We start from the raw sequence: 12,348 nt of genomic DNA on the forward strand, positions 1-12,348 counted from the left end.
GATTGATTAATCTTGGTCGAAAGATCTGATCACAAAGAGGGCTATTAGTTCAATTTCTTATCCCGAGTTCAGGTTAGATTATTTTCATACGCAAAAATTTCTAACCATTTTTTGATATAGATAATATCACTTGGTCCTTCTACCCAAATTATCCCATTTGATTGGAGTAAATCAGCTCCTTGGGCCCCTAAATTGTTGAGTATAGAATGACAATGACCTTCAATTAACCGAACATTAGAAATTAATGAAACCTGCTCTACTCTCCGAGGAACGTTGCCATCTTCAACCATATAACTAGAATCGATATAACTACAATTAAACTCATAAATTGAACAAATTTCACTTCTTAAAATAAACTCATTTATTATTACAGGCGAATGAGACGATATAAATATTTGTTTAGGTTTTTTATCCGTTAACTCTATTTCTTTCCAATCTGGATCATCTTTCCAAGTACTATTTTCAAACCAGGTATCCCACTTTTGTTCCATTATTGAGATATCAGTATTCTTATGTTGGATATATCGTAGTGATAGCCAAACTAAAATATCAATTAATCTTCTAATAATTCTCGGTTCTAGGTGAGTTTCAGGCTCTTCAATGCAAACAACTTTTTCTTTGCATTTTAGTACGTCAACTAAAAGGTTGAGCGTAGAAGCAAAACCAGAAGACCATTGTTCTAAAAAAGCAGGTCCACCATTTGTCCCTTCATGGCTCCTCCCTTGTTTGGTAAAAAATTCTGTTATATTGTCAGAGTCTATTGAAAAGTCACGTTCAAATATATAAGTTAAAGAAAAACTTAGCGTCGCAGACCAATTATTATTTTGACGTAAAATCTCAAGATGATTTTTTAAAGAATCTGTAGAAACATTAGGAAAAATATGGTTGCCTTGATTTATTAAAAAATCTCCTTGAATATGATAACTATTCTTAAATTCAACTACTTCATCCTCGTATTCAATTAATAAATCAGCTCCAGTTTCTATGTCTAATTGATTACCAATAAAATTTGGAGCATAGCTTCGTCTTCTTACCAAATTTCCTAAATAGTATTTAGAATTATTATATCTTTCACTATTGATTTTGATCACATCAATGTTACAAATTGCTCTAAAAGCATTACTTTTCCCGCTGCCATTCTTTCCAATAAACAGGTTTAGGTGATTAAATTTTTGAAGTTCAGGCGTACCACTATCACCAAAAGTATAAACATTTCGTAAGTTAAGTTTTTTAATCCACATTATGATAGCTTATTTCTCATACAATAACTTATTCAATAGCAGCAGAATAATCTTCCAGACTCCTTAATATTAGGACATTAAGATACACTCCCAGCTCATTGTTGTAAAATCGTTAATTGCTAATATAACCAGTTGATAAACATGCAGCTATACAAGAAAAATTAGATAGCTTTATATTGGCTTTTGCATGATGCCTTTTCATGGCAAAAAGCCCACCAGTGATAATGAGGCTTATCATTGGTAGGGGGTTATCTTAATGTGTTTAGTATCCACTCTGATAATAAGGCGTTATGTTAATATTATCGTTATCACTTATTTCGGCTATTGCTGGATAATATGAGCGATAAGTCCCATTCAAAATTTCATCTACAACCCATATGAGGTATTTATTGTCCGTTATCTTGCCTTTTAACGTTATTGAGAAGTTTCTATCTTCTTTTTGATAAGCAATAGAATCAGGGGTTATAGTAAAACCAGCATCAAAAAAGGTATCTTTTCTACTGACTGATTGTGAAAATGACGTTGGCAGTTTTCTTACTCTCAGCTTATGGTACATGGCTTGCAATATTTCAGGACTATTTTTAACCTGCTTTAAATCTGGCGTAATAGAACAGTCTAAATATTCAGAAGAGATTAAGTCATTATTGACCCCCTCTCTGACTTTGTGTGATTCTCTTAATTTATTGTATATATTACAATTGTTTGCTTTTTGGCCGTTATCCATCTTAATTTCATTTTGCGCATAGCAAATTGAAATAGAGATAAAAAATATAGCTAAGGCGTTTAGTGCTGTATTAATTGTTTTCAACATAATCTGCTTCGTTATTCCTTCTGGTTGGATACCTATCGCCATAATCTCTTAATTCAGCGATTGCTTCTTGCCAATTTTGTGACGTGACATATCCCCAGTAATTTTCCCCTTCTGTTTTCAATGAGCCATATTGAAATTCAGCTGATGCTATAACAGTTTGCCATTTAGGGGGGATATCAACAAACTTAACGTTACTATCTGAGTCATACTTTTTCACCAAATTTTTTACCATGTTAGCTTTTGTTGCTTTATTGATTATTTCAGCTTCTTCTTGGGTGATAGTTACTGGGTATTTTTCTAAAAATTCTTTAGCCTCTAAGCTTTGCAATCCAAGGTAAGGATTTAATTTATTTATTAATTCAATTGGTAGACCTAATGCCATAAGATCGGATGCATTTCTTGCTCCTAAATCAAAACCGACAGCAACTGTTACTCCACTCTTACTGTTTTCTGCATCGGGGACATAGCCAGTTAATCTACTTCCACCTTCGAGGCTTGATATAAAATTAAAGTTAATATCGATGTCTTTTTCTTCATCTTCACTCGCCACTACCTCTGAGCTGGCCGCTGCTAAACTCGCTGCAGACAAGGCAGCTGCTGCTTTTTCTGCTTCTGCAGCCGCCTTCCTTTTCGCTAATATCCTTTGCACATGCGCTTCATATCTGGCTTCATTTTCACGAAGATATTTCGCACTCTCGTTAGCCTCCAGTAATCTTTTCCTTTGCTGCCTGAGTACTTTCTCTTTGGGGGTTAATAGGCACGGTAGATTAGGCTCTGGTTTAGCCCTTTGCGTTGGATTACAGAAATAACATTTACAGCCCATGACAATCCCTTGTTTTCTTGGTTTTCATCTTTGTGCGAAAAAAGAAACAGCAATACAGCTAAGGCTTTGCTAATTCAAGGATTATTTGTCGATAATGATAAAAATGAGGGCTGTGTCGCAAAGTTGATAAGTGAATTTTAGAAATTGATACCAGTGATAAGCCTCATTATTACTGGTAGAAATCACTACTACTAGCCCATTCGCACTATGAGAGACATAGACTAAACTTAACGTGTTCATTTTTATACTGAATTTAGAACATCTCCAGAGAAGCCACTGCTTAACAGACCAGTGGCTTTTCGTCTTTCTGAGCCTAGATAGTCATACTGAGGCTTTTTATTGATGGCCTATATAGTAATCACTACTTAATGACACTATAAACCACTAACAAAGCTAAAATCACACAGCCTGTTAGCAAATTCTCAATAGGTAGACTCAATAGTAAGTATAATTCTTCAATCATTGATATTTGCGCCTTTAAAAAAGAAAAAAGGTTGATAAAAACACAATGAAACCGCTAAGATATAAGTTCTGAGGCTTTATCTTATCGTACTACATACATTGTGTGTTAAGTCCGATGTAAATCAGGCATTCTTGTTAAGAATGCCTTTTTTATTGTCTGTTGCTTATGATTATCACAATCTCACCTCCGTATAAATAATTTCATTTATTTAATTAATTATACATATTATTCTAAGTGCATAAAAAAATATAGCAACACATTTATTATGCTGAATAACATATTATATTTTGCTAATGTAAATCAGGTGGGTAATTAGAGTACAGCCTAAATAGCCATCTTTTAAATATTTATAATGCCAATAGATAAAAATTAATTTAATATATCCATAAAAAATGAATGTGACAATTCATACCACTGTTTTTAAACAGATTTATTTCTTTACATCTCTAGTTTTAGTCTATAGTGCATTATTAAATACTATGTTTATGTTTAATAATTATATTTGACACTATAAATTTTTTTAGTATCAAATCTTAGAGCAATAAATATATTTAAATATCAAATTTAAGAGGGTTTTAATACAAAACTATATAAAGAAGTGCGCACTTAAAAGAAGTTGCAGGCGGTTATAGGCAGTTACAGGCAATTAGAATTAACTTTAATTTCTTATATAATAAATGTACATGTAATTACAAAAATAATATAAACCTCAGTTTCATCGATAGATTAAATAAAAAGACACAAATAGCCGTAACTAACATTAACTGCTCAAAATACCATGAATCATCATTACTCACATTTATTGTATGAAATAACCTCAATCGTAATTTCTCAACTATCCTAATCACTCTTTCATCGATCCCATAAACTAGAATATTGACTAAAATAGATAAGCATCCACGGACATAAGGACATGCCATGGCACTCATTCAATGCAGTCAATGCCAACATCACATCTCAAAAAGAGCAGCAAGCTGCCCCCAATGCGGCCACCCCAATGAACAACAAGATCTCACCCCAAAAGAACGCAAAGTCTCATTGCTGCTCTTTCTCGGCATCGCCTTCATTCCTTATATCTTCTCTTGGTTTACCTTACGCAAAGGCTATCGCCCCTTAACCCAAGTCTTCGCCTTAGGCTGGATGGTCTTCATTCTGTATTACCTCAGCATGGACATCACTGAAATCAAAGAAACCAAAACGGCTGCATTAAATAAAGCAAACATTAATCAAATAGAACAAACCAAAACAATAAACACCACCCCATTGAGTGAACTAGATGCAAGTTCATACACCTATGAAGACGCAAATAATCACGTTGGTTGTCACAGTAAATACACAGAAGACCTCCAGAAAGCCATTTTCAAACGTTACTATCAAGATAAATGGTTCATTTGGCGTGGCACCATTGAAATCGCAAACTCCGATTTTGTCGATCTCGATGTTGATGATTTTGGCAGTGCCGATATTTCAGCTAAATTCGCCGACCCCACCGCAGGAACAATGCTCATACGAGGTGAACCCTTAACCATTCGCTTTCAAATGAAAAGGCCTGGCGGCTGTATTCTGCCTTTTGAAGGCGAAAATGCCCAAATTATCGACCTATAACACCAATTCACCTCACTTAATATAAGACAAAACATTATGTTTAAAGAACAGTAATTATTTAAAGTGCTGATTATATTTATAAAATAAGGAGGCTGATTTGCAGCGGGAATTAGTAATTATTTAAAGTGGCTTTACATTCATAAATTAAGGGATTCTTCCATTGAAAGCTATTTTAGAAAGTCTATACAAAATTATTAGTTTACCTCTTGCAAATTTATTAACTACGGTAGCGATTCTTGCTTTAACTTTAGCAATAGCTTTGGTTTTGGCCTTACTTGGCTTAAGTAGTACCATTTTTAATACTTTCCAGCAGTAGAAGCCCTAATGCTACGGGTTTTAAGTATTTGAAACCCAGATACAGCCTTAATCTAACTACCCACGTAGAAAAAGATCTTCTGACGACGCACAAGCAGAGTAGAAAACTGTTTGAGAACGTGAATCTTATCCGTGGTTTATTTTTTAAATGCTCAGCTTCCCGCCCATTTCCGTTAGTTTCGTTCCAACAATAACGCTCTTTTTTTACAAAATATTCACCCAAAGTGGCCTTAATCTGACTCATTAAGGCCACTTTTCTAAGCTGAAATGGAAATCCTATCCTAGAGCGGTATTAGTTCAGACGTAAAAATACCCACTCAGATATAAAAGAACAAGCGCCACTAGCCCTTAAGCGAGTGGCGCTAAGTTAATGCTCAGCTTTAGGTTTCAACAACAAAATGCCGATTAAGGTCAAAATCGCACAGATGACACCTATAATCGCCGCACCAGAAATATTTCCCATCCATTGAATAGTGATCTCTGACAATAAAGGCGCAAATCCCCCCACGAGTGCAAAAGACAAGTTATAGGCCATGGCCACGCCAGAAAAGCGCACAGAAGTCGAAAAGGCATCACAAATAATGCGCATAAAAATCCCCGTGGAAACGGCAGGGATCACGACAATCAATAATAGCCCCGCTAACAAATAACCAGTATGCTCAGCCCCCATGGCAAGTAAATAATAAACCGGATAGCTCATGAGCATGAGTAACCAAGCCGCCCCTTTATATAACTTGATATAATCAATAAAATCAGAAATAAAGCCTGAAATAAAAACGACCATCAAACCGACAATCGATACTCCCACTAGCATATGTCGAACATACTCAGGAGGTATGCCGATATGATTGGTTAAATACTTAGGTAAATATAAAACCACCATGACCCCATCAAATGCCACAATCACGACAATGAGTATAGTCGCGAGTAAGGTTTGACTGTGATTTTTAAGGATGGTTTTAAGGGGAAATTTCTGCTTTTCTTTCAGCGCTAAAAACATTTGGGTTTCGCTTAGATGACTGCGAATATAAAAGCCTATCAAGGCAATAAAGGAGCCACTAATAAAAGCCGCTCGCCAAGCCAAGTCGCCAAAGGCGTAATGAAAAAAAAGACTCATGACATCCCCTAAGGTAAAGCCTGCAAATACCATAGTGAATAAAATACCTAATGCCATGCCTTTGCGCTCAACAGACTCATAAACAAACACAATCGCACCGGGTAGCTCACCGCCTAAAGCTAACCCTTGAATAATCCTGAGAATAATAAATAAAATGGGCGCGGCTATTCCCCATTGTGCATAGCTGGGCATGATCCCCATAAGCAGCATACAGGCCGACATGACTAGAATAGTAAAAGCAAAGCTTTTTTTACGGCCAATATTATCGCCCATCCAACCGACAAGAAAGCCTCCAATAGGGCGAACAATATAAGCCACCGAAAATACGGCTATCGTCACAATACCTTTTAAAAATTCTGACTCTATTGAATCAAAAAACTGTGCCTGTATTTGCGCAGAAAATAAAATATATAAAATAAAATCATAAAACTCTAACATGCCCCCAGTGCCCGCTAGCAGGGCCACTTTACGGGCTTGTGCATCACTCCTTTTATTTACCTGCATAAGATAGCCCTTTTTGACAAATGTAAAACAACATCATTCATCAAATATAGACGGTTATCTTGATTGTGCTTTAGCTAAGCCGTGATAAACGATAACAGGCGATTCTGAGCTTTACGCCAACGCTTATCTGAAAAAAACCAACCTAATTAGGCTGATATAAGGATCTAAAAAGCCGAGTGAAAACTCGGCTTTTTATCACTTTATGGACGATAAATCTGTTCTATAACAAGCCATTTTCCTGACGGAATTCAATTTCCTCGTCGCTCATTTCCCACCTTGGGTCGTTCACATCAATACTCATCATGTTGACCCCTAACTCACCGAGCGTCAGCTTACCGTCTGAGCGAGTTCTGGACAATGAACTTGTCGTAGGTATGACATCGCCATAATCTGCTTTAAACTCATCATAAATAACATTGTTACCGTTATCGTCAACATAGCCAACCTGTAACCAGCTATTAAAGCTCTCTACCGATACCGCTGCTTCTATCTCAGCCCCAATATCAAAGGTTGAGTCATCATAAGGGTTTTTATAGGTCATGGTATAAGGCATACTACCGGTTTTAGAAAACACCGACATTCTCATAGCCACAATTGATTTTGCTGGTACTGTTGTGCTGCGAGTAATACTTAATGTTTCTGTCGTCGTATTGGTACTGGTTTCACCAATAGTTTCCTTAAAATCAAGACTTAAACCAATATCAAAACTCTTTTTAACTTCAGCAACAGCTTTATTTCCTGCTGTGACACTGTAACCAAATTTAAAATCCGTTTTAATTCCTCTGGTATCAGTAAAGGTGTTAGTTAAGGTTGAAGTATTATTTTGAGAATAAGTGACACTCACACTGGTATCATTATCCGTTGCATTCACCTCTGCAATATTGGCTAAAAAAGCCCTGTCAGCATTATGAATACTCACATCATTATAACTGATATTCACTAGCTCTAGCTCAATCGGTGAGCCCGCAATCACACCTAAGCTTCTGATATAATCTCCGTCATCTGTCCCTTTAAAACCAAATACCGCCCAGGGAAGATAATCGATTTCTGCTGGCACATAAGGAGTAAAGAATGTTTTACGTGTGTTTTGTGGTGACAGCTCCCAGGTGGTTTTAGTGCCTGCAATATCCCCCAACAGATTTAATCCTGATTGATAGCGATTACCGTAGTTGGTACTCAATTCTACATGGGAAATAATCGTATCATTTTTACCATTTAGCTCTAAGCTGGTAAATTGTCCCTTGGTAATAAACTCATTTGCATGAAACGTCACGACTCTTTCTCGTCCTGCGGAGCTTCCCACCATGCTGGAACCACCAAAGGCATAATCCACTTTCATGCCTATCATCATTCCCATCCCCACCACAGTTTCATAAAAGGTAATAGAGGTAATACGATCAGCGGGGGAAACATAAGAGCCTTGATGGTAAGTATCAAAGGTATTACCAAGATTCAAATTATTCTCGCCTGATATCCAGCCTGGTTCATAATGCCACAGATAATTTGAGACATAACCCTCTTTAAGTTCTAAATCCCTAACATCAGCAAAGGCAAGTGATGAACTTAATGCCATACAAGAAAAGGCGGCAGATAAAGCAAACTGTTTCATATTCATTTCTCCATTACACGATTAGATTAACTCTGTGAGCAATCAATTCCCTCTTAGCGCTCCACTTATCACCCCAATACCCGCTACGGCTTCTCTTATTCCATCACAAGCCTGTTATCACGATAAAATGCTCTACGTTTATTTTATCTTTGATCACTGATATTCGGCTTTTTGTTTACGGGGTGTAGCATATCAATCGATAAAAGTAATTTCAAAGCAATGTTGCAAACTAAAAAATAGATCGAAAATAGAGAAGAATATATTAACAATTGAGTAAATAATTTTATAATCGTAAATTAAATAAAATTTATTAGTAGTATGATTTTTAACAAAAAAAATAAAAATCAATTATCATAAAAATAAAGGCAAAATCTAGATAAACCAAGCTATCAAGTTGATAGTATTTACTAAAAATCATTTAAAATACTATTTAGCATCATTTTAAACAAAATAATCACCTATAGAATTTACAAACACTTATTGACACTAAATGACAAACAAAATAAACACATTAAAGAACCAAAAAAAACCAATATATCGAGTTATACAAACAAAGATGAATAAAATATCCAATTTTTCTTTAAAATCATTAATCTATAAAACAAATCGGGCTAATCGAATTTATCTATGGCGAGCTCACTAATATGGGATTGGTATTATTTTTATCTTAGATTCTTTTTATTCCCACGATGAAATATTGAAGCATAAGCGATGCATATATTGATGTGGGTCTGAGTATGTGAGCTCTAGTATGTGGGCTTTAGTATGTGGGCTTTAGTGTGTGGGCCTCAGTATGTGGACTTGGTATAAGCAGCATAAGCGCTATTGATGCCTGTTGCGGTGCAGGTGAACTTTCAGGCTCTTACTATGGTGAGTAAATCGATGGCTGTGTTGTTGGCTGTCAACTCGATGAGCCTCAATCAGTGGAGAAGCAATCATCTCCAACCGAATTAAAAATGTTAAATTATTTACCGATTTTTAAACCCATTTGGTGCAACTTTTCCATTATCAGCTCAAAACAGAATGGGAAACTCAAAGCCGTTTTACGGTAGACATGCCTAATGGATTTATTTATGACTAATCAGTCAATGGCAATAATAACGTGACTCAACAGCTTATTTTAATTAACTGATCCTAATGCTAGGCCCTCAACTGAGTCGACTTATCTCAAGACAGAACAGGGCTGATAAACCAAGACCTTAGTTCAATTTAGATTCCAGCAATAATACCGACTAATCCTTTGTGGGTTCATCATCCAGCCCAACGCTGTTCATCCAATGCTCAAAATCCATTAAATTACCCGGTAAAATCACCTTACTGGCACTGTTATTTAACCCTTTAAACTGTTTTAAGTATTGCGATCCTAGCTGCATTCTCACCACATTTTTACCGCCAGGGGCGGCAATCACAGTTGCTATTCGCTCAATGGACTCTGCAGTAGCGCGTGCAATAGTAATGATTTCTTCAGCCTTACCTTCAGCTTCATTGATGCGGCGTTGCATTTCACCTTCAGAGTGATTAATGATCTCTGTTTTAATCCCTTCAGATCGATTAATTTTACTTTGTTTATCCCCTTCACTTTTTGCCAATAATGCGCGGCGTTCACGCTCAGCATTCACTTGCATTTCCATGGCATTTTTCACCGTTTCTGGTGGCGAAATATTTTTGATTTCATAACGATGCACTCGAATGCCCCACATGGCTCCCGCCTGATCTAGCACTTCAACGACTTTTGCACTGATCACATCTCTTTCTTCAAAGGTTCTGTCCAGATCTAGAGTCCCGATCACTGAACGTGTGGTTGTTTGCGCAAGCTGAATAGCCGCATAACGATAATCGGTCACACCATAACTGGACTTAACCGGATCCACCACAGAGATGTACATGACCCCATCAACTTCAACATTCACTTCGTCACTGGAAAAGCATTCTTGAGGTGGAACGTCTATTGTCTCTTCTTTTAAATCGTGAATATAAGCCACCTTATCCACAAAAGGCACTAATGCATGAAATCCAGCATCTAATGTCGCATGATATTTACCTAAACGCTCGACAATATAGGCAGACTTTGTCGGTACCAAACGAATAGATTGAAATAATTTAATCAGAAAAATAATAAAAATCAGGCCCCAAATGGCCATCACAATAATATCTGTATTGAATCCGGCGATCATCATGAGCGCTCTCCTTTCATTGCATTGGCTTTTATGCCATGGGTCACTTGTTCCATGCCTTCAAAAAAACCTTCTAATTTGGCCATTTCTGCTGGTACCACAGAGATATCAGCATTTTCGAGAATATCACCCACTTGAGTAATGAATTGCTCTTTTAATTGCATATTCATCGCATCATGGCCCCCTTCTAATGCCAATGCCGCCGACACTAATGCCATACCTTCAGACTTCGCTTTGGCAATGATGGCGATTTCTTGCGCCGTGCCTTTGGCTTCATTAATGCGTTTTTGCTTTTCACCTTGAGACAAATTAATCGCTTCTTGTCGCTCACCTTCTGATACATTGATCATTGCCGCTTTTTCAGCATTTGCTAAAGTGATCTCAGCTCGTTTTCGTCGCTCCGCTTCCATTTGTTTTTCAAGAGTATGGATGACTTTTCGTGACGGAGTGATGTTTCGAATCTCATACCGTAATACTTTGATCCCCCATGGATCGGAGGCTTTATCTATTTCTCTTACTATGGACTCATTTAAACTGTCTCGCTCGGAAAAGGTCTGACTCAAAGTTAATTTACCAATCTCAGATCGCATGGTTGTTTGCGCTAGATTCACCGCCGCACGACGATAATTCTCAATGCCGTAGCTGGCTAACTTGCCGTCCATAACTTTTAAATACACTAAGCCATCGACTTCCAGTTGTGTATTATCTTTAGAAATACAACTTTGAGGGGGCACATCCAACACTTGTTCACGAATTTCGTGCCTGTAGGCCACGCGATCAAAAAAAGGAATGAGAAAATGAAATCCGGGCTGTAATACCGTGCGGAATTTTCCTAAGCGCTCAATCACATTGACTTCTCGCATAGGCACAATCAACAACAATTTATATAAAATAAAGAAAATAACGAGTATAACGAGTGTAAAAATAAACATAATGCTTCCCTTATTAATCTGATAATTCAGTATTCTGGGAGTCGATTAAAGGTTCAACAACCAAACCTATATTATCCCGGCAAATAACTCTAACTTGTGTACCAGCCGCGATTTGGGTTCCATCGCCTAAAGCTGACCACTGTGATCCTTGAAAATCCACTCTACCAGCCTGCTGCCCTGGGCCAATAGTTTGAATAACCATCGCCACTTTATTATAAATATCAAGCTCTTCATCGGTATTATCAACATGTGAATATCCTCCGATAAGTCTTTGAGTCACTTGCCTAAACCCTAAAAGCAATACCATAGATGCAATGAACCACAATGTGATGCTTTGAACGAAGCCTTCGACAATACCTAAGCCTAATGCTCCCACAACAACTAAACAGGCTGCACCGAGTAAAATAACAATCCCACCCGGAATAATGATCTCAGCCAACATAAGTACAAGACCAATACCTGCCCAGATAACAATCGGATTTGAAAACGACATACTCCCTCCCGCCGAATAAATATTGCACTATTGACTATATCAGTTTAGTCCATCACTTGCGACATATTATGTCGTAAGAGTATGGGGGTTAATCATGGCCTGATCCGCACAGCTGAGCCTTCTCAACCCCTTACATTCGCCCCTTTTATTCAATTGGGCATCCCCTTTAATCAAAAATGCATATTAATACCAATTCCATTATATAAGTGATCTTTCAGCGGGAATTCAACATGCTGTAGGCAAGGCAGATGATTGAAGCTA

At 37.1% G+C, this 12,348-nt stretch carries 10 protein-coding genes; 2 read left to right on the forward strand and 8 right to left on the reverse strand.

All coding sequences use genetic code 11. The features are described 5' to 3' along the window. Window positions 1–68 precede the first annotated feature (68 nt). The 3 genes from Q0791_RS22490 to Q0791_RS22500 all read right to left on the reverse strand — a co-directional run bounded on the left by Q0791_RS22490 (window position 69) and on the right by Q0791_RS22500 (window position 2,875). The gene (locus Q0791_RS22490; RefSeq protein WP_299011395.1) at window positions 69–1,241 is read right to left on the reverse strand and encodes an AAA family ATPase; all 1,173 of its coding nucleotides are present in this window, start codon (window positions 1,239–1,241) and stop codon (window positions 69–71) included. 262 nt (window positions 1,242–1,503) lie between these two features. Continuing rightward, a complete protein-coding gene (locus Q0791_RS22495) occupies window positions 1,504–2,052 on the reverse strand; it encodes a hypothetical protein (RefSeq protein ID WP_299011397.1) in 549 nt (182 codons plus the stop codon). Beyond that, window positions 2,036–2,875 (reverse strand): pesticin C-terminus-like muramidase, encoded by an 840-nt coding sequence (locus Q0791_RS22500; protein WP_299011399.1) that lies wholly within the window; start codon window positions 2,873–2,875, stop codon window positions 2,036–2,038. The genes Q0791_RS22495 and Q0791_RS22500 overlap by 17 nt, the downstream gene beginning before the upstream one ends. Before the next feature lie 1,381 nt (window positions 2,876–4,256). On the opposite strand from Q0791_RS22500, the gene Q0791_RS22505 reads away from it, so the two are divergent. Continuing rightward, on the forward strand, window positions 4,257–4,943 hold the full coding sequence (locus tag Q0791_RS22505; RefSeq protein WP_299011400.1) for a zinc ribbon domain-containing protein: 687 nt from the start codon (window positions 4,257–4,259) through the stop codon (window positions 4,941–4,943). 160 nt (window positions 4,944–5,103) lie between these two features. After that, window positions 5,104–5,259 carry a hypothetical protein gene (locus Q0791_RS22510; protein ID WP_299011402.1) on the forward strand — a complete coding sequence of 52 codons (156 nt, stop codon included), beginning with the start codon at window positions 5,104–5,106 and terminating at the stop codon, window positions 5,257–5,259. A 366-nt stretch (window positions 5,260–5,625) separates the two neighbouring features. Here the strand turns inward: Q0791_RS22510 and Q0791_RS22515 are convergent, their stop codons facing one another. The 5 genes from Q0791_RS22515 to Q0791_RS22535 form a co-directional block, all read right to left on the reverse strand. Further along, window positions 5,626–6,879, reverse strand: coding sequence for an MFS transporter (locus Q0791_RS22515; RefSeq protein WP_299011403.1), 1,254 nt, complete (start codon window positions 6,877–6,879; stop codon window positions 5,626–5,628). 220 nt (window positions 6,880–7,099) lie between these two features. Beyond that, window positions 7,100–8,488, reverse strand: coding sequence for a hypothetical protein (locus tag Q0791_RS22520; protein ID WP_299011404.1), 1,389 nt, complete (start codon window positions 8,486–8,488; stop codon window positions 7,100–7,102). Window positions 8,489–9,720: 1,232 nt separating this feature from the next. Next, window positions 9,721–10,662 (reverse strand): stomatin-like protein, encoded by a 942-nt coding sequence (locus Q0791_RS22525; RefSeq protein ID WP_299011409.1) that lies wholly within the window; start codon window positions 10,660–10,662, stop codon window positions 9,721–9,723. Further along, on the reverse strand, window positions 10,662–11,594 hold the full coding sequence (locus Q0791_RS22530; RefSeq protein WP_299011406.1) for a slipin family protein: 933 nt from the start codon (window positions 11,592–11,594) through the stop codon (window positions 10,662–10,664). The genes Q0791_RS22525 and Q0791_RS22530 overlap by 1 nt, the downstream gene beginning before the upstream one ends. A 13-nt stretch (window positions 11,595–11,607) precedes the next feature. Next, on the reverse strand, window positions 11,608–12,087 hold the full coding sequence (locus tag Q0791_RS22535) for an NfeD family protein (RefSeq protein WP_299011407.1): 480 nt from the start codon (window positions 12,085–12,087) through the stop codon (window positions 11,608–11,610). Between the last annotated feature and the right edge of the window lie 261 nt (window positions 12,088–12,348).

Source organism: uncultured Shewanella sp., from assembly GCF_947495455.1.
Classification (GTDB): Bacteria; Pseudomonadota; Gammaproteobacteria; order Enterobacterales; family Shewanellaceae; genus Shewanella.